We start from the raw sequence: 17,481 nt of genomic DNA, 5'->3' as shown, positions 1-17,481 counted from the left end.
ACCCATGAACACTGATTCCAGTTAGTCATGAGTGCGAAAAACCTCATCATGACTACAGCATGAGGAGGAGAAGGAGGGCTTGAGATGAGTTATATTTTTGATTCAAGTTTTGCATGATGTGTTGCCTCCTGATTTCTTAATATTTAATATCATACAGGCCAGTAAAAATATTGTCAAGAACATATCAGGATTCACACGATAAAAATGTGAAAATTAGCCTTCGTAATTACTTATCCCCACCACTCCTTGTCAAAGTCACGCATTTTGGTAGTCAAAGACAACTGCGATGCATCAGTCACGTGCTGATAAGTTGTAGTATACGGATTTTTCATCAAATCGTGCATTTGTTGATAGATTTCACTAGCTAAAAAACGTGCTAATTCATCGTGAGTAGACCAGAATGACCAAATCATATACTCTGACTTACCATTATCATTTTGAGCCATAATGGCATTTCCAGTTAATAACTTTGCAATCAATTCATCATTGTTATCTTTAGCCTGAAAAGCAATTTGATGGACAACATTCCCTTTAAATTGCCCCATAACTGCTCGACTCTCAAATCCAATAGGACGGGCAAATTTTGCAACTACATTCTGTGCATCAATGATAAGCAGGTTTGTCCCTGCAAGTTGAGAAATTTTCCCTAAATAAAATACATTTTGCGGTTGAGCACTTTGTAATGTTAACAGTTCCGAAACCGGCTGTTCTGGTGCTAATACTAAGTTTATTTTCATAAAAATGGCTCCTTTAATAGTTTAATAACGTCTGGTGATAGCCGACTATTGTTGTGACTTATAAATTCCTGTACACCCTTAAACGTCGACAAATCAACATCTGTTTTAACAACCTTTGCTGCGCTTAATGTTTTGGCAAAAGAAACATCGGCTCGTGTAATCATCGTCATGTCCCACGGCTCACTTAATAGCAATGATTCCCACTGCCCAATCAGTAATGCTTCTGCCCGCTTGTAACGCCTGTCTTTATCAATAAAACTCTTAAGATCTCGAGGTTTTAATTTCATAGCGTAATAACCTTTCCAAATGGTAATGGTATGCTTAATGTCTGTCCTTCTGGTAGTAACCAATACACATGTTTAAATTTGGTTTGAATCAACTCTTTTTCACCATCGCCATCCGTAAAAATAACTACCAGTGTTTGCAAAGGGGAAAATTTTAAAGCAATTAGTGCATCAAATATGCTTTGGAAAGTTGTCCCACCACCGGCATGGCGTTGCCAAGTTTTTGTATTTTTAATTTGATACACCTTCGTGTCAAACGAAAAGAAATGCACGTTAATATCAAATTGTTTTGTTATCTGCATGGCATTGGCTAAAAACTCACTTGCTTGTGGATTAGATATTGATGCAGAATTATCAATGAAAACAGCAATTTCAGCATCATAACGACTAATTTCTCCTGGTAGATCAAGTCGATAAGCCTGTCGGCGATTAAACCTAGCTCGTGAATCTTTCTTTTTATTTGGCGCTTGACTGATACCAGTTCGCAAAATGCTTTTCCAGTTACGTTTTGGTACGACAACCTCACTAATTTGTTGCAAAACAGCACCCGATACATTACCACGTCCAGCGTATCTCGTATCATCATTGGCTTTTTTTATCACATTTTTCAATGCAGACTCAGCTTCTTCTATTGCATTGCTCGCGCTTTGCCATTCCGTATGTTTTGGCAAAGTCTTCTTTTTTACCTGTGAATTTTTTTGATCAACTTCTGACAACAAAGAAATATAGGTCGATGAATCCTGATTGTGTGGTAATTTAACGTGATAGAGTTCATTAATAGTTTGAAACGATATTGCACCAGGTAGTTCACCCAAATCACTTGGTAAGTATTGATTGACCGCTAAGTCAGTACCTATATCAACCATTTGATTATGTTCTCGTTCTTGCGCATAACGAGTCGGATGCTGCCAAATAACATGCAAAGCCTCATGAGCTAACGCAGCAGCAACCTGGTTGTGTGATGTAAAACGAACCGTTAATAAATTAGGGTTAACCACCAAGTACCAGTGGTGTCCTTGCCATTTTAACGCCAATGGATTAGCAGCCTGTGGATTCACCTCTCGGACTAAGTTCATCACAATATTACCGTAGAGGGGTGATACATCGAGCAATGTTTTAATACCATCAATAATTAGCTTGCCATTCTCTGATTTCATCGTGTAGCAATATCCATAATCTGTTGATATAACACGTTGGCGTAATGATTATCAGAAGCATATAAATCATCCAAAATTGGCGCGCTCGTCATTTGTTTTACCAGTGCATACTGTCCATCGGGAGCAATCAAATTGAGTAACTCACTGAAACGGCCAGCATTATTATCTAGTCTCATATCTGCCGTTAATAATAAAGTTTTCATCACGTTCAGCTTTTGAATTTCTGAAAAACTCTGGAATTTTTCACGTATTATCTGTGGTAATTTCGGACCACTTGGTGTTGAATTAAAGACGTCTTCTGCTGTTAGACTAGTTGTTTTTTCTTGAACAAAAGTCACAAATTGTGTGGCACAGTTGTCTCCAAGATCTCCTGCTATGATATCAAATAACAGTTCATCTTGCTGCTCTTTGGTTAGTTTTTGAAACTGAAATAAATTATCAGATACGCGCTGCCACGCACGCGGGGTAGGATTCAAGTCAATATCTCGGTTTTTTGGGTACAATAATTCAGCATTTTCGGCAATAAATTGGCGGACCAAGTCGTGTATATGCGGCCGATTTGTTCCAGATGCGGCCCACTTCAACCAATCACGAACTGAAACGGTCATGACAAGGCGAGTGGTTCGATCTTTAATCGCTGCATCAGATGTTTGAACCGCATATTCAGCATTCTCAAACCCTTGCATTGAATCATCAGGATTTTCTGCGAGAATGAGTTTAACATTATCAGGCAATACCAGATCATTAATTTGTCGCTGTAAAACAAGATTCATTAGTTCACCTTGTACCGCTTGTGATCCTCGGTTGAATTCATCTAAAAACCAAATAATTGTTCGGTCCGGCTCGATTTCTGCTTGTTCTATAATCTGTATCAAAGTGTGTGTATAACCAAATTTAATATCAGCCAATCGACCATAATTTTTAGTTTGCAAGAATGATGTCTCATTCAAAGGTGGGATTGGAATTGCTAAATCTCCTTTTTCAGATAGTGAAACCACCGTTGTAAAAAGTTTCGCATTCAATTTTTTAGCTATTTCAGCAACAAGGGCCGATTTTCCAATGCCAGCTTCTCCCACAATCGTTGGCACGTTACCGCCACGCAAAATTAGAGGTACAGCTACTAGTAATTTTTGATAAGTTAAACTCATATAAACCTCATGTTTTATGTATAGATAAACGTGTTTAAAAGCTAATAATTATCACCACGTTTATTTCTATACCCTTTCTAAGTATATTCTACCGCAACACAAACAATCGTGCTAAAATGAAGGCATGACAAAAAACATTTTAATTCTCGGTGCCAACGGTCAAATTGCTAAAATAGTGGTTGACATACTGGCAAATACCGATACAAAAATTACATTAACTTCTCTTCACGCCCGCCCTGAAAAGTCAATCAAATCACTTGATGCTACTAAGGAAGAAAACTTGGTTCGTGCGCTAAAAGACATTGATATTGTTTATGCAAATATTGGTGCAGAAGGTCAACAAAAAAACGCCGCTAATGCCTTAGTTAACGCAATGCACACTGCTGGCGTTAAGCGTTTAATTTGGGTCGCAACAATCGGTATTTACAATGAGATACCTACCGAAACTGCTGACATTTGGCGTAACATTTTGGGCACCCCAGACAATGAAAACACCTACATGGGAGATCAAGCTGCTGCAGCTAAGCGCATCGAAGAGTCCCAATTGAACTATACAATCATTCGACCCAACGAATTAACTGATGATAATAAAATGCAACAACTGAATGTTCAAACTGATCCTCACGAAAAAATTATTGGTGGCCCAATCACTAGAACAAGTGTCGCAGAGTTTGTTGCTCAGCTACTATTAAATCCCGAGCAACATATTGCAGAATCTGTTGCGATTTCTTCAACTAAATAACAATTACTTGGCCAGAATTTTCTAATAAGAAAGAAGATTCTGGTTTTAATTTTTCTCAATTTAAATAAAATTTGGTATGCTAATACTTATGAAAAGTAAAATTAAAAAATACACAATTTCACCGCTTGCACTCAGTTTCTGGATTCCTTTTCTTGTTCTAATCGGATATTTTGCTTATCGGAAAATGGCACCCTTTGGTTCCAATTCTATCCTGACTGTTGATCTTGGTCAACAATACATTGATCAATTTGCAGCATTCAAATACACTATTTTACAACACCCATCCAGTTTCTTCTATTCATTTTCAAACGCACTAGGTGGAGATATGTTAGGTGAATGGGCCTACTATTTGATGAGCCCATTTAACTTCATTTTTCTTTTGGTATCAAACGCTAATTTACCTGCTGCAATTCTATTGGTTATCTGTTTAAAGATTGGTGCAGCTGGTCTCTCAATGAGTTACCTTTTAAAAAAATTGCATTTACAACATGGCTACTATATTACCCTCTTTGCCATTAACTTTGCTCTATCTGGTTGGTTTGTCGCTAATAATCTCAACCTATTATGGCTTGATACAGCTGTCATGCTGCCACTTGTAATTTATCAACTTGAACAAATATTCTATCGTCAAACCTGGTGGCGTTATAGCGTCTTACTTGCTATTACTATCATTACGAACTATTATATTGGCTTCATGGTAGCCATCTTTATTGTTCTTTATTTTTTGTGGCGCCTCACATGGCCTAATGTTAAACATCGTCTAACTATTTTATGGCACTTTACTCTTGGTTCTATTATTGGTGGCGCATTGTCTGCGTGGCTTATTTTGCCCACCTACTTCCAATTGACGCTTGGTAAATCACAATATAATTCCGAATTTTCTTTCAAATTTGATAACAATCCATTGCATCTACTTCTCAAGTTAATTCCGGGTAGCTTTGATTTTGACCAAATGCAGAGTGGTCAAGCCAATTTCTATGTTAGCGCGTTTATTTTAATCACATTGATTACCTTTATTACCACTCGTGTCATACATTGGCGTGTCAAAATTGGTGCGTTTGCTATTTTAAGTTTTCTCATCTTGGCAACAACGTGGGCGCCCTTAACCTTACTTTTTCATGGTTTTCAATATCCGGTTTGGTATCCTTACCGATTTAGCTTTCTAATTAGTTTTTTTGTTATATACTTAGCTGCAATGAGTTGGCAGCCGACTTGGCGACCTCAAAAAATAACACTTGTTTTGCTATTTATCTCTTTTGTAGGCATCACGGTATATGCATGTATAAATGATCAAAAAACAAGCTATATAGACAATAATAGCATTGCCATTTTTATTGGATTAGCTTTATTAACGCTAGCCCAATTTACTTTTAAAAGTCACGATCGTATTTGGCTGCCACTGCTTAGTCTAATCACCATCGTTTCTCTTGGCGCCAATGTAGCATTAACACTGAATCATTTTTCATATCTTACAAACACCGAATATCAAAATGCCATTCGCGCCCTTACCGACGCAAATAAAAAAATTAAAAAAGATCACTCATGGTATCGCGTGGCACAAACATTCCAACGAACACGTGGCGACTCAATGATGCTTAACTATTACGGTGGTGCTCATTTTAGTTCTGCTTTACCAAAAGCAACACCAACTTTCTTTGGTAATTTTGGTCAACCGGATGGTGATAATTACGTTGTTTATAGTAATGGTAGCGTATTATCTGATGCCTTTTTGGGGATGAAGTATTTTATCACGGCGAATGATAAAGATAATGGGGACGCTGGTCAGCCTAGCCAACATCTAATCGGTTTTCGTCCTGATACCAAAAATTACAAGCTTAAGGCCACTACCAAAACCACAAATGTTTATCAAAATAAAAATGCTTTGCCACTAGCATTTGCAGCTAGTTCCGGTGCATTGAATACCAAAATGCTTTTTAATAATCCACTCCAAAATCAAGGTAATCTTTGGCAAGGTATAACAGGCTCAACGACCTCAACTGTTCATGTTGATAACTTCCAAAAATCCATCGGAAATAACCTTACTGCACCAAGTATGATTACTGGTTCAATTATCACTCGACAAAATGCTGCAAAACCTGCAAGTCTTGACTTACAATTTACGCCCACAACTAATGATAGTTATTATCTGACGATTGGTAGCGGATTAGACATTAAAAATTTTGATTTATTAATTAACGGCAAGGTAATCACGCAATTCAATACCTACCGACACACTGTTGTTGTTAATTTGGCTACAAATGCAAAAAATAAACTGCAAACTATCACGTTCAGGCTTAAAGATACCCAGACCCTAGCGCTGACAAATGTTACTCTGTATCACATCGATAATAAGCGAATTACCAATGATTCGACTAATCTGAAACAGAATGGTCTAAAGATAAGCAAACGCTCACAGCGACGCATTGAAGGCACTATTAAAACAACGACCAAGAAGCCACTCGTTATGACAACTATTCCGTCAATTCCTGGCTGGCAAGTTGAGGTTGATGGTAAGATAGTCAAAACAACCAAAGTAGCTAACTATTTTATAGCAGTAAAAATGAGACCTGGCCTTCATAAAATATCCTTTGTTTACACACCACCTCTTTTCTATTACGGTGTGATAATTAGCTTACTCGCCTTATGGCTATTGTTAATAATTAATCGAAAATCTATTGCAAAAAAAATCCACACATGATATGCTTTTTCCGTTATATTTTGCGGAAAAAAGCGCAAATTGAAAGGAAACATTTATGTCTGAAGAAAAAACATATCCAATGACTGCTGAAGGCCGTGACAAACTTCAACTTGAGTTGGAAGATCTTATTGCTAATCAACGACCAGAAATTACAAAGCGTATTCAAATTGCAAGATCATACGGAGACTTATCAGAAAACTCAGAATATCAATCAGCTAAAGATGAACAAGCCTTTGTTGAAGGACGTATTCAAACATTAAAAAATATGATTGATAATGCTGAAATCATTGATTCTAATGCAACAGCTAAAGACGAAGTTTCATTGGGCAAGACGGTAACATTCAAAGAATTACCAGATGAAGAACCTGAAACATATGCTATTGTTGGTTCTGTAGAAGCTGATCCTTTGGCAGGAAAAATTTCTAACGAGTCACCAATGGCTAATGCCTTAATTGGTAAAAAGGTCGGGGAAACAGTTGCTGTTCCATTACCAAATGGTATTAGTATTGACGTTGAAATTATTAAAGTAACTAAATAATTTCAGTGTTCAAAAAGCACCTAGGCAGGTGCTTTTTTATTGCATTAAAAAACGTCTGAACATTGGTTCAGACGTTTTATATTATGCGAAAGTATGAATATTGCCGATGATAATTGCGCCAATAACAACTAATATTGTACCAATCACAATTAACTTCATTTGATAACTTGACTTCTTCTCTCCTAATATATAGATACCACCAAAAGTACCAACAATAATACCTAATTGTGAGAATGTTGTCGCGATGGTTTGACCAACATCAGGATTGGCAGCTGAGATGAACATGAAAATATTACCAGCAGCCCAAACTAGACCTGTTACAATGTTACGCCAAGTTGGTAACTTAAACATGATACTTGATTCTTTCAGAACGAAGACAACAATTAGAAAGGCACCAATAACTTGACCGATAGCTTGTGGTCCAACAATGGCAGTCATATAATCAACACCATTACCACTTGCTTTAATTGCATCAGAGATGTAACCAACTTTATTTAAGAAGTTTGGTAAAACAAAGTAGAACATGAATCCAATAGTTGAAACAATCAGGTAGATAAGCCCTTTAGTCCAGTCCTTTTTTTGCTCTTGTGCTTCAATTCCTGCGCTGTTTTTTGCTTTATCACGAGCTGAAATCAAAGTTGCACCGATAACGACCGTAATGATTGAAATCACACCGATTGCCCACATTTTAGCAGTTTTCCATTCGCCTAAGACAGCGGCCGCCATTAAAGCATTTGCTACAATTTGACCAGCTGTTGACAATGGAATAGCAAGTGAAACGCCCAAATCCTTAATGGCTAAAAACTGTCCTGCTGTTCCAACTGCCCAAACCAAACCAGAAACGATACCGACAACCCAAATATGACTGCTTAATTCGATGTGGTGTGGCATTACAAAGAAAAACATTGTTGCTAGGCCAAATATCAAAGCACCAAAGGTCATGCCTAATGTCTGTTGACCGGCTGTCCCTCCCATTTTTGTATTGACGATTCCAACGGAACCCCAAGCTAGTGCCGGCACTAGGGCCAGTAAGATTGCTAAACTCATGCTAAATATTGCTCCTTTTCCATATGATGTTCTGTAAAACATCACTTTTTCACACTATTTATTTTACATTAGTGAAACCGTTTACACAAGCCTTTTTTACAATTTCTGTAACCGTTTTCAAATACTTGTTAATTTCTTAAAAATTTTACGTTATAATATTACTGATAATCCTGATTACTACTGGTACACACTTACTTATATTAAGTACAATACAATCATTTACAAGATGATTTTTGTAAATTTACATTATTTTTTAAAATATTAAAATTAAATAAGAAATATATATTGAAAACATATTTAGTAATATCGTATATTAAAACCCGATTATCTAGATATTCTAGATAATCGGGTATATTTTTATTTATCAAAACGTTGTAAATTCCATGTCTCGACCAAATTTATAATCAATTTTGGATAATTAACATCTGTTGCATATGAATCTTTATACAGAGCTTTAGCGGCTTCCTTGTAGTTCTTTGCATCCAACACATCTTGGAACTGAGTAGGATTCCAAGTATTACCATTCACTAATGTCTCAGCATGTTCTTTCATGCTATCTTTCCAATCGCTATACACAGCAAAACGTGCTTTTTGTGTCTCAGGTTTCCCATCAACATATTCAGTCGTTTCCAAAACAACTGATTTCCCTGCTGTCTCATCCTGAGTTTTAACACCAAAATAGTTATTGTATTTAGATGATAGCTTTGAATTATCCCAGTTTGATTCATGTGCTGCTTGAGCTATCGATATTGATGCTAAGATACCATATTTTTTACTGAGTGTCTGAGCATATGGCGCAATTTTATTGACAAAAGCCAAACGATGTTCAAATTCGCTTTTACCCGAAGTAGCCATCAATGTTATAACAGCAGGCTTATTTATACCATCTTTATTCAAGTCTTTATAATAAGACTTTAGTTGTTTATCTGAAGTTGCCAACAATTTCGTCATTAAATCAGTAACATCTGTCACTTTATTTAAATCATAGGCAGCTGGGTAAACATAATCAGCCAAGTTACTCTTAGAAGACATATTTTTCAATAAATCCGGATACTTTGTCTTCATTTTAGAAATAACAGATTTATCACTAAATGCCTTATTTACTTTATCTTGTGACAATTTAGTCTCACTGGCAACGTTTTTGGCAATAGCCGTCTGATCTTGACCTGTTGCTACCAAAACGTATCCTTTGCCCAATTGTGGGCCAGCATTAGGCCCTAACGTCATCTGTTTGAAAATCAATTGAACAGTTTGAGAAGGCGATATTTTATAAGTACCTGCTTGGAGATCTTCGGCACCGTGCTTTAATGAATATTTGTAAAAGGCCTCAGAACTTTTAATAACTTTCTGTTTTTGCAATGCTTTTGCCATTTGAGAGGGTGTAGATCCGGATGGTATTTTCACAGTTTTAAACGTTGTGTCATTCGGATCTAATGCAGCTGTATTATCTGTCAATAACACTTTTAATCCGAAAAACAGACCTATCACTATGACTAAAAGTAACAAAAGTAATATCAGACGATTAGGCTTTTTACGTTTTTTCCTAGGGTTACCGCTCTTATTCCCACTATTCATTGTATCAGCAAATGGATCGAGGCCTTTCTCAATCGCCTCAGCATTTTTGATCTCATGCTGATGTCTTTCTTTTCTGGACTGCATATCTCATCTCACCTCTTACAGCGTAATAAAGCGGCTAGTGTAGTCCACTAGCCGTCCACATACTCTAACATCTAACTATGCTTTCAAAGATTCAACATCTCTAGCAATCATTAGTTCTTCATTGGTTGGGATCAACAAGGCTTTGACCTTGGAGTCATTCGTAGATATTTCAACTTCTTTACCGCGAACATTATTTTTTTCTTCATCTAGTTTCACACCAAAGTAGTTTAATTTATCAATAATCATTTTACGAACTGGGACCGAGTTTTCACCAATTCCTGCTGTAAATACGATGGCATCAACGCCTCCCATTTCAGCAACATACTGTCCCACATATTTAACAACACGATTAATAAATATTCTAATAGCCATGTTAGCGTGTTCATTAGTGTCCTGAACATCTAGTAAATCACGCATATCACTTGAAATCGTCGAAATACCAAGCAAGCCGGACTTCTTATTCAATATATTCAACATCTCTTCATTAGTTAGTCCTTCACGTTCTTGAATATAATAGACTAGTGAGGCATCGACATCTCCTGAACGCGTTGCCATAGCAACACCAGCTAAAGGAGAAAATCCCATAGAAGTATCTAATGACTTACCATCCTTAATAGCCGTAATTGATGCACCTGCACCCAAATGTAATGTAATCAATTTCAAGCTCTTTAGATTTTTTCCAAGTAATTCGGCTGCACGCGATGCAACATATCGGTGCGATGTGCCATGCGCACCATACTTGCGAGCACCATAACGTGTGTAGTATTCATAGGGTAAGGCATAAAGAAAGTTTTCATCTGGCATTGTTTGATGGAAAGAAGTATCAAAGACTGCCACTGACAATGCATCAGGAAGAAGCTTCTGGAAAGCACGAATTCCCATAGCATTGGCTGGGTTATGAAGTGGTGCATAATCTGCAAGACGATCAATTTTAGCCAGTACTTCATCTGTTACTATTACGGAATGATTAAACCATTCACCACCAGCAACAACACGATGTCCGACACCAGTAATTTCATTAAAGTCCTTAATGATGCCCAGATCTGTTAACTTTTGCAACATGAAGTTAATAGCTTGTTGGTGGTTTTTAATTGCGGTAACGTTTTCATACTTCTTACCTTTGCCGTCTTTGGACAAAGTAATATATTCGTCATCTTCTGAATGGCCAACCAAGCGCTCTGCACTGATTTCTGCACCGTATTTAATCGTTACTATTGCATCGTCCATACCAATGCGTTCGATAACACCTTGTGCAATTACTTGTTCTGCAGGCATCTCTAATAATTGAAACTTTAGTGATGAACTACCTGCGTTAACAGCCATTGTTTTAGCCATGATATTTTTTTTACCTGTCTTTCTTACCTAAATTCTAAGTGACAATGCCACGAATACAACAATTTTACTCATTCTCTAGTTTAACCCACGCTTTGATTTCTTGCAAAAAATTTTGCAGTGATTTTAGATCCTTGAGCGAAGGATATTGACCCATGAGCACTTCACTATTTTTAGATTTTTGCTTTTTAAGCACTAAAATAGCTTTTGCTGCACGCGGATTTTGGAAAAATTCGTTTGGTAATTGTAGAAACGCTTTAAGCTGTGCTCGTGATGTAACAAATTGTAGTATTTTCTTTGCTTCATCGCCGTTCAAAATATTTGCGGGTACAAGTAGGTATATCCATCCATCATCTGTAACAAAGTCCAATGACTTTTCAATAAGTAGATGATGAACAAAAGAACGTCCATTTTGATTACGAGTTATAAATTTATCACTTGGCTGAAGTGGATAATACCCAACTGGTAAATCAGCTATAACAACTTTGGCTTTAGGAGCATCATCTATGCTGATAGTATCCTCTTTGTATAGAGTTGTTTCATCACTATTGATTATTTCATCTGTGGCAGACGCGAGCGCTAGTTGTGTTTCATCATTATCAATCCCTATGCGTTTAACTGACACGTCTAGCATCTCATCTATTGTCCACAAAAGATTACCTGAACCAACGTTCATGTCGATAATAGTATCGCCATCTCGTAACCCAGCTGTCTGGTTGATAAAATCAGCCAGCAAATAGCCAATTCCATCGGGAGTAATCTGATAATTAGAAGGAGTTTGATCCTCACGATTAGATTTCAAAACAGCTAACTGTAGCGCTTTGCGTTTTTCAGCTGGTGATAATAAAGACCAGTTCATGTCAATTGTTGACTGTATTATTTGCACCACATCGATACTTGGCTTATCAAACTCACGATGGACATTATACGAATGAATGTCTTCAAGTATCTCAATTAGTGCATCGATATAACTGATGTTCGTGTCTTTAACCAGCGATTGCGAAGCCCTAGTCAAAGCATCAAAATATTGTGCTATTTTTTCTTGTGTCATAGGTTTATTTTAGCGGTTTTAGGACCAGTTTTCAAGGTTATTTCACAAGCAATTCACGCTGATATATACGCTTTCCTAAGTAAATTTTTATTTGATTATCCATAACGGTGACTTTCGCCTCATCAAAATTGAATTTGGTGGCATTATGTTTGTATACTTGTGTACTGACAATCATTTGTATCTTGTCAATCTTTGCCATTTCAATCAAATGTGCTTGCGCCCGCAACTGTTGATTAAAGGACATATTCTGCAAAATAAATAACGTGCTTAATGCCCCCAGAACAAAAATGGTTGGTACTAAAACATAGGCATTCTTTTTATTCATTTTGTACCGTCTTCTTTAAATGTAATATACTTGAAAATTTACCTTTATTAGTTGTAATTGTTAAGTTTAAATAATTATTGCTATTGTCTACCTTCAGATCTGTTACGTTCTGCATTAAAATTATCTGGCCCGCACCACTGCCACTTAATTGTAATTTATCATTTTTGACTTCGAGATACATATCTTTACCCTCGTAACTTTTGAGTCTCGCTGATGTCAATGTTGCTGACGTTATAGTATATTTTTGAGTTTCGAGTTGATGAGTGATCGTCTGCAGTACTGTTCCCTTTGGAGCATCAGAGATTTGCTTTAGGAGCGGAACAACAAACTGTAAAGAAGTCAAAACTAACGAGGCTATAAGCAGTGATATCAAAGCTTCTAGCAATGTAAATCCATTATTTTTCATTAGATTTTTCCCACTGATTTATGGCATCAATTCGCTCTCGTTCTGCAATTTTTAATTTTCTTTCCAAGTTACTTTTGTGAATATGAAATTGATGAACTTGTTCATACTCAAATGACATGCACACTGATACTAGTATTAAAGCTAACATTGATTCTGCCAAAACAAATGCGGACTGCTTATTTTGAATTGTTTGTTTCAACACGATATTCTCCTCCACCAAGACTAAATATTAGTTTTATCGACTGTTCTCCTGTTAGTGTCACTGTGGTTGGTGCAACATAACCTGTTGCTAAGACATTTATTTTTTGTCGCGTATCTTTTTTTATACCTGCTGGATAAACTAATACTTGATTATTAAATTTAACTTCCTTCTTATCAAAAATAACCTCAACTGTTTTTTGTTCATGTTGTGCCGTTAGTCTTGCGTTTTGCCAGTAGGTTTGAAATGTTGCTAACCATTGTTGAGTGTCTGTTTTGGGGTACGCCGATGTTTGTGCCCCAACAAAAAGCAGCAAACTCACAATCGTTAATGTTACAGCTGACTCGATTAATGTAAACCCACTATTTGCGTGCTTCATTATGAACAATTGTTATTTTAAGATCTTGTGCTTTTTGAAACTGTTTCTCAGTTAAATAATTTTCTGACTTTAGTTCAGCGAGTGTCACATTATCCTGATTGGGGTGATCATTTTGATATAAATCAATTTGTGTTTGAACAGTTGATACCATCGCTGTCGCATGGTTTTCTATAGCGTGTTTACGCTGTGCATTTAAATTTGGCAGAATAAGTAACATTAATAAACTAATAATAAAGAGTACAATTGCTGCTTCAATTAATGTAAATGCTTTTTTTGATTTCTTAAAAATGGTCATTGATAGAGTCCTCCGATTGTTTGATACATTGGTAATAGCATGCTTATATACAGACCAACAATTGCAACGCCAATAATACCAAAAAATAATGGTTGTAGCGTACCGATAAAGCGGTCAGTTTGTTGCATAAGTAATTGAAATTGTGTTTTTGAATAATAATCGAGATAGCGAGCAAGCACCTTAGGCTTATGCCCACGAATAAAATATCCAGCCAATGAATCATTAACAAATGACTGTGATAATATATATCTTTCGATATTACCGCCCAATTTGAGCTGTTTTTGAATATCATGCGCAAGCGCAACTGCGTATGATTTATTTTTTTGTTGTGCAACTTCATCAATAATTTCTGGTAACGTTAGCCCACTAAACATTAACATTGATAGTTGTTGGCTAACTTGATAGGTAACAATACTGCGCACTATCGTCCCCATAAACGGTAATTTAGCCAGTATATTTAATTGTTGGATCGATGATAAATGATACCAATACCATAACCACAGAGTTAAACAGGTTAAAGTTAAGATACCGATGCAGAAAATAAATGCATATGGATAATTAGTCGCGTCTTGATTAGTTTCTCGCCATTGATTAATCATTGGATATAAAAAACATTTTAGTCCAATTAGCAACAAACCCAAGATACCCAATAAAATAATTGGATAACGCATGACCTGTGATAATTTGTTTTGTTGTTGTTGAAATTTGGCAAGGGTCTGCCCGATTCGAACCAGTGTATTGGAAACATCCCCATGTTGGTCTGATAACCGCAATTGTAATAAAATATTTGGGCTAATAAATGCCTCGAGAGCTTGATAGAATGTTTGCCCTGTTGCTAAACCCTCCTGAACCTGACTAAGGATTGATTGCCATTTTTGATGTGCACTAGCTAAGATATCAATACTCTGCGCGATACTATAGCCAGATGATAGGAGCTCACCCAGCTCTTGAAAAAATAATACCTGGTCCCGCTTATTAAAGCGCGCTAAACTTTTGATAGGTTTCATTTGTTATCTTTCCTTCTTTCAAGGCATTCGCCAGCGTTTCCCGCCATCTATTAGTAAATTTTGGTGAATTTTTTAAAGGCACTCCTTCTACAAAGTCAGCAACGGCAGCTTGCTTATTATCTGTCGTGGGCACTAACCTTTGATAAACAATTTTTGTTAGTGCTGCTTCAAGCTGACTTTTATCAACACCTAGTTCCAACAACCGTAAAGCAACATCTTTTGTTGACATTGCGTGAATAGTACTAAATACTAAATGTCCACTCAAAGACGCTTGTATCACAGCTTGAGCTGTTTTGGCATCACGAATTTCTCCGATTAGTAAAATTTCAGGTCGGTGGCGTAAAGCTACTTTAATTAATTCTGTATAGTCAATGCCCGCTGTTTCGTTAACCTGCAACTGCACAAACTCAGGGGCATTGATTTCTACGGGATCTTCAATGGTTAATACTAATTTATTTTCTGCAATACTTTTTAATAAATGATAAAGTGTTGTTGTTTTACCTGATCCGGTTGGTCCTGAAATTAAAAATAGTCCTGAATCAGGTAACTTTAATGACATCTCATTAAATTGCTTTTCTGCCAACCAATTTTGCGCATGCTGTGCAGGATAAATTATCCGTAAAACAACCGTTTCTCGATTCAAAAAATCTCCTACAGTTGAAACACGTATCCAAATATCCTGTTTTTGAAAACGCCCGAGTTGTGGCCTTCTCCGCTCAGAAATATTCATCTTAGCACGATATTTAATAGCTGAAATCATTTTTTCAGCAGCTTTATTGTCCAAATATTCTTGAATTGCTATTGAACCACCAACATGAAACTTTATAATAAACCTATCATTGTTAGGCAATATGTAAATATCACTGGCTTCCTCAGCAACAGCGTTATCAAGTAATTGATTAATTTCCATTATTAACTCCTTTCTCTTTTTTGAGCTCACAGTATCATACGAGTTTAGATATCTTTTCGCACAAAAAAGCATCTGACAAATATGCCAGATGCTTTTTTGTTTATCTTTTTATTGATTTTGTTCTGCTAATGTTACTGTATTTTCTAACAACGTTGCGATAGTCATTGGTCCGACACCACCTGGGACGGGAGTTATATAATCAGCAATTCCCTGGGCTGAGGAGAAGTTCACATCCCCCGTAGCTTTCCCATCCACAACATTCATACCAACATCAATTACTGTAGCGCCTTTTTTCAGGTCTTCACCTTGAATAAAGTTTGGAATACCAACACCAACGACCACAATATCTGCATTTTTTAAAAGTGCCTTTAAGGTCGCTGGTGCAGTATAGCGGTGTGCTAAGGTTACCGTGGCGTCTGCATTAGTGAGCAAAGCAAACATTGGTCGGCCAAATAATTGTGATCGGCCAACAACCACAGCATTTTTCCCTTTTAAAGGAATATTATATTGTGCCAAAAGAGTCATCACACCTTGTGGCGTTGCTGAAACAGTATAATTTTCCAAAGAATCACCGAATAGCATTCCTTGAACTGTTGCTCCTAGACCATCAGCATCTTTGTGTGGTGCTACAGCAGAAAAAATTTGTCGTTCTTTAATTCCCTTGGTTAACGGACTCTGAACAAGAATTCCTGTAATACTATCATCGTCATTTAACTCTTCTACTAATTGAATAACACTTTCTGTTGTTGCATCAGTTGAGATTGGTATATCTTGCGTTACAATGCCGAGTTTAGCTGCTTGACGTGACTTCATACCAACATATAACTGGCTCCCATCATTTGAAGGATCATAAATAACTGCTAAAGTGACAGGCTTTTTTTGTTTAGCCACACGTGCTTTTGTTTGTTCATTGATGGTTTTTGCAACCGCCTTACCATCTAAAATCTCTGTCATATTTTTTACTCCTTCAAATAAAAATGTGTTATTATCATTCTAACAGATTTATTTGATAAAGGAAGTTATTCATGGCAGATCAACGCATTAGTTGGCATCAATATTTCATTGCACAAGCAGCAATTTTATCCACACGATCTACTTGCACACGATTACATGTTGGTGCCATTATTGTCCGTGACCATCGCATTATTGCCAGTGGGTACAATGGCTCTGTATCTGGCACTCCTCACTGTACAGAAGTTGGTGACTTGATGGTTGACGGTCACTGTATTCGAGCAGTTCACGCAGAGCAAAACGCCTTGATGCAAGCAGCAAAAATGGGTATAACAATTGCTGGATCAGAAGTTTATGTAACAGACGTGCCTTGCGTCCAATGTACTAAATTACTTTTACAAGCCGGTATCAATAAAATTTATTTTATGAGAGATTATCGAAATAATCCCTTTGCCGAAGAACTATTAGCACAAAAAGGAATTGAATTAAAACAAGTTCCACTTTCAGCACTAACAGCGCAGCAAATTAATATGAACCAGTTCATTGTTTGAATACGATATACCTTAGATTTTTTTAATCCAATAGAAAGACATATCACATCAAAAACCCCGTTTAA

The 17,481-nt window shown here is 36.7% G+C and carries 20 protein-coding genes; 4 read left to right on the top strand and 16 right to left on the bottom strand.

The annotated features are described in order from the left end of the window. Positions 1-230: 230 nt before the first annotated feature. Genes JNUCC76_RS02315 through JNUCC76_RS02300 form a run of 4 tightly spaced genes read right to left on the bottom strand, consistent with a single transcriptional unit; the run spans position 231 to position 3,326 of the window. A complete protein-coding gene (locus JNUCC76_RS02315) occupies positions 231-737 on the bottom strand; it encodes a hypothetical protein (protein ID WP_454155469.1) in 507 nt (168 codons plus the stop codon). After that, positions 734-1,024: a hypothetical protein gene (locus tag JNUCC76_RS02310; protein ID WP_454155467.1), complete on the bottom strand. Its 291-nt coding sequence runs from the start codon at positions 1,022-1,024 to the stop codon at positions 734-736. The genes JNUCC76_RS02315 and JNUCC76_RS02310 overlap by 4 nt, the downstream gene beginning before the upstream one ends. Further along, a complete protein-coding gene (locus tag JNUCC76_RS02305; protein ID WP_454155465.1) occupies positions 1,021-2,178 on the bottom strand; it encodes a vWA domain-containing protein in 1,158 nt (385 codons plus the stop codon). The genes JNUCC76_RS02310 and JNUCC76_RS02305 overlap by 4 nt, the downstream gene beginning before the upstream one ends. Continuing rightward, the gene (locus tag JNUCC76_RS02300) at positions 2,175-3,326 is read right to left on the bottom strand and encodes an AAA family ATPase (protein WP_454155463.1); all 1,152 of its coding nucleotides are present in this window, start codon (positions 3,324-3,326) and stop codon (positions 2,175-2,177) included. The genes JNUCC76_RS02305 and JNUCC76_RS02300 overlap by 4 nt, the downstream gene beginning before the upstream one ends. A gap of 124 nt (positions 3,327-3,450) precedes the next feature. Between JNUCC76_RS02300 and JNUCC76_RS02295 the strand changes: the two genes are divergently transcribed. The 3 genes from JNUCC76_RS02295 (at position 3,451) to greA (ending at position 7,304) form a co-directional block, all read left to right on the top strand. After that, a complete protein-coding gene (locus tag JNUCC76_RS02295) occupies positions 3,451-4,068 on the top strand; it encodes an SDR family oxidoreductase (protein WP_454155461.1) in 618 nt (205 codons plus the stop codon). A gap of 88 nt (positions 4,069-4,156) precedes the next feature. Beyond that, a complete protein-coding gene (locus JNUCC76_RS02290; RefSeq protein WP_454155459.1) occupies positions 4,157-6,766 on the top strand; it encodes a YfhO family protein in 2,610 nt (869 codons plus the stop codon). Between the two features lie 55 nt (positions 6,767-6,821). Continuing rightward, entirely contained in the window at positions 6,822-7,304 is a 483-nt protein-coding gene (greA, locus tag JNUCC76_RS02285) for a transcription elongation factor GreA (RefSeq protein ID WP_454155457.1), read from the top strand. An 81-nt stretch (positions 7,305-7,385) separates the two neighbouring features. Here greA and JNUCC76_RS02280 read toward each other — a convergent pair whose 3' ends face one another. The 12 genes from JNUCC76_RS02280 to JNUCC76_RS02225 all read right to left on the bottom strand — a co-directional run bounded on the left by JNUCC76_RS02280 (position 7,386) and on the right by JNUCC76_RS02225 (position 16,868). Next, on the bottom strand, positions 7,386-8,351 hold the full coding sequence (locus JNUCC76_RS02280) for a GRP family sugar transporter (RefSeq protein ID WP_454155455.1): 966 nt from the start codon (positions 8,349-8,351) through the stop codon (positions 7,386-7,388). 357 nt (positions 8,352-8,708) lie between these two features. Continuing rightward, positions 8,709-10,010, bottom strand: a complete 1,302-nt coding sequence (locus JNUCC76_RS02275) for a glycoside hydrolase family 73 protein (RefSeq protein WP_454155453.1) — start codon at positions 10,008-10,010, stop codon at positions 8,709-8,711. A 75-nt stretch (positions 10,011-10,085) separates the two neighbouring features. Then, entirely contained in the window at positions 10,086-11,345 is a 1,260-nt protein-coding gene (locus JNUCC76_RS02270; protein ID WP_454155451.1) for an acetate/propionate family kinase, read from the bottom strand. A gap of 64 nt (positions 11,346-11,409) precedes the next feature. Further along, on the bottom strand, positions 11,410-12,393 hold the full coding sequence (locus tag JNUCC76_RS02265) for a class I SAM-dependent methyltransferase (protein ID WP_454155449.1): 984 nt from the start codon (positions 12,391-12,393) through the stop codon (positions 11,410-11,412). 37 nt (positions 12,394-12,430) lie between these two features. Continuing rightward, complete coding sequence (locus tag JNUCC76_RS02260) at positions 12,431-12,718, bottom strand: hypothetical protein (protein ID WP_454155447.1); 288 nt, start codon at positions 12,716-12,718, stop codon at positions 12,431-12,433. Next, positions 12,711-13,124 carry a competence type IV pilus minor pilin ComGF gene (locus tag JNUCC76_RS02255; protein ID WP_454155445.1) on the bottom strand — a complete coding sequence of 138 codons (414 nt, stop codon included), beginning with the start codon at positions 13,122-13,124 and terminating at the stop codon, positions 12,711-12,713. Before JNUCC76_RS02255 ends, JNUCC76_RS02260 begins: the two co-directional genes overlap by 8 nt. Continuing rightward, positions 13,114-13,326: a hypothetical protein gene (locus JNUCC76_RS02250; protein ID WP_454155443.1), complete on the bottom strand. Its 213-nt coding sequence runs from the start codon at positions 13,324-13,326 to the stop codon at positions 13,114-13,116. The genes JNUCC76_RS02255 and JNUCC76_RS02250 overlap by 11 nt, the downstream gene beginning before the upstream one ends. Beyond that, positions 13,301-13,702: a prepilin-type N-terminal cleavage/methylation domain-containing protein gene (locus JNUCC76_RS02245; RefSeq protein WP_454155441.1), complete on the bottom strand. Its 402-nt coding sequence runs from the start codon at positions 13,700-13,702 to the stop codon at positions 13,301-13,303. The genes JNUCC76_RS02250 and JNUCC76_RS02245 overlap by 26 nt, the downstream gene beginning before the upstream one ends. After that, entirely contained in the window at positions 13,686-13,997 is a 312-nt protein-coding gene (gene comGC, locus JNUCC76_RS02240) for a competence type IV pilus major pilin ComGC (RefSeq protein ID WP_454155439.1), read from the bottom strand. Before comGC ends, JNUCC76_RS02245 begins: the two co-directional genes overlap by 17 nt. After that, the gene (locus JNUCC76_RS02235) at positions 13,994-15,004 is read right to left on the bottom strand and encodes a type II secretion system F family protein (RefSeq protein ID WP_454155438.1); all 1,011 of its coding nucleotides are present in this window, start codon (positions 15,002-15,004) and stop codon (positions 13,994-13,996) included. Before JNUCC76_RS02235 ends, comGC begins: the two co-directional genes overlap by 4 nt. Further along, entirely contained in the window at positions 14,973-15,986 is a 1,014-nt protein-coding gene (gene comGA, locus JNUCC76_RS02230) for a competence type IV pilus ATPase ComGA (RefSeq protein ID WP_454155437.1), read from the bottom strand. Before comGA ends, JNUCC76_RS02235 begins: the two co-directional genes overlap by 32 nt. A gap of 36 nt (positions 15,987-16,022) precedes the next feature. Next, entirely contained in the window at positions 16,023-16,868 is an 846-nt protein-coding gene (locus JNUCC76_RS02225) for a bifunctional 5,10-methylenetetrahydrofolate dehydrogenase/5,10-methenyltetrahydrofolate cyclohydrolase (RefSeq protein WP_454155435.1), read from the bottom strand. Between the two features lie 71 nt (positions 16,869-16,939). Here JNUCC76_RS02225 and JNUCC76_RS02220 point away from each other — a divergent pair, with 71 nt between their 5' ends. Continuing rightward, positions 16,940-17,416 (top strand): deoxycytidylate deaminase, encoded by a 477-nt coding sequence (locus JNUCC76_RS02220; RefSeq protein WP_454155434.1) that lies wholly within the window; start codon positions 16,940-16,942, stop codon positions 17,414-17,416. Positions 17,417-17,481 lie beyond the last annotated feature (65 nt).

Source organism: Leuconostoc sp. JNUCC 76 (assembly GCF_053667755.1).
This window is presented reverse-complemented; position numbering and strand designations above follow the sequence as displayed.

Excerpts from the sequence above, each read along its gene's own strand:
- JNUCC76_RS02315 (WP_454155469.1), bottom strand. The coding sequence starts at position 737 with ATGAAAATAAACTTAGTATTAGCACCAGAACAGCCGGTTTCGGAACTG.
- JNUCC76_RS02310 (WP_454155467.1), bottom strand. The coding sequence starts at position 1,024 with ATGAAATTAAAACCTCGAGATCTTAAGAGTTTTATTGATAAAGACAGG.
- JNUCC76_RS02305 (WP_454155465.1), bottom strand. The coding sequence starts at position 2,178 with ATGAAATCAGAGAATGGCAAGCTAATTATTGATGGTATTAAAACATTG.
- JNUCC76_RS02300 (WP_454155463.1), bottom strand. The coding sequence starts at position 3,326 with ATGAGTTTAACTTATCAAAAATTACTAGTAGCTGTACCTCTAATTTTG.
- JNUCC76_RS02295 (WP_454155461.1), top strand. The coding sequence starts at position 3,451 with ATGACAAAAAACATTTTAATTCTCGGTGCCAACGGTCAAATTGCTAAA.
- JNUCC76_RS02290 (WP_454155459.1), top strand. The coding sequence starts at position 4,157 with ATGAAAAGTAAAATTAAAAAATACACAATTTCACCGCTTGCACTCAGT.
- greA (WP_454155457.1), top strand. The coding sequence starts at position 6,822 with ATGTCTGAAGAAAAAACATATCCAATGACTGCTGAAGGCCGTGACAAA.
- JNUCC76_RS02280 (WP_454155455.1), bottom strand. The coding sequence starts at position 8,351 with ATGAGTTTAGCAATCTTACTGGCCCTAGTGCCGGCACTAGCTTGGGGT.
- JNUCC76_RS02275 (WP_454155453.1), bottom strand. The coding sequence starts at position 10,010 with ATGCAGTCCAGAAAAGAAAGACATCAGCATGAGATCAAAAATGCTGAG.
- JNUCC76_RS02270 (WP_454155451.1), bottom strand. The coding sequence starts at position 11,345 with ATGGCTAAAACAATGGCTGTTAACGCAGGTAGTTCATCACTAAAGTTT.
- JNUCC76_RS02265 (WP_454155449.1), bottom strand. The coding sequence starts at position 12,393 with ATGACACAAGAAAAAATAGCACAATATTTTGATGCTTTGACTAGGGCT.
- JNUCC76_RS02260 (WP_454155447.1), bottom strand. The coding sequence starts at position 12,718 with ATGAATAAAAAGAATGCCTATGTTTTAGTACCAACCATTTTTGTTCTG.
- JNUCC76_RS02255 (WP_454155445.1), bottom strand. The coding sequence starts at position 13,124 with ATGAAAAATAATGGATTTACATTGCTAGAAGCTTTGATATCACTGCTT.
- JNUCC76_RS02245 (WP_454155441.1), bottom strand. The coding sequence starts at position 13,702 with ATGAAGCACGCAAATAGTGGGTTTACATTAATCGAGTCAGCTGTAACA.
- comGC (WP_454155439.1), bottom strand. The coding sequence starts at position 13,997 with ATGACCATTTTTAAGAAATCAAAAAAAGCATTTACATTAATTGAAGCA.
- JNUCC76_RS02235 (WP_454155438.1), bottom strand. The coding sequence starts at position 15,004 with ATGAAACCTATCAAAAGTTTAGCGCGCTTTAATAAGCGGGACCAGGTA.
- comGA (WP_454155437.1), bottom strand. The coding sequence starts at position 15,986 with ATGCTTTTTTGTGCGAAAAGATATCTAAACTCGTATGATACTGTGAGC.
- JNUCC76_RS02225 (WP_454155435.1), bottom strand. The coding sequence starts at position 16,868 with ATGACAGAGATTTTAGATGGTAAGGCGGTTGCAAAAACCATCAATGAA.
- JNUCC76_RS02220 (WP_454155434.1), top strand. The coding sequence starts at position 16,940 with ATGGCAGATCAACGCATTAGTTGGCATCAATATTTCATTGCACAAGCA.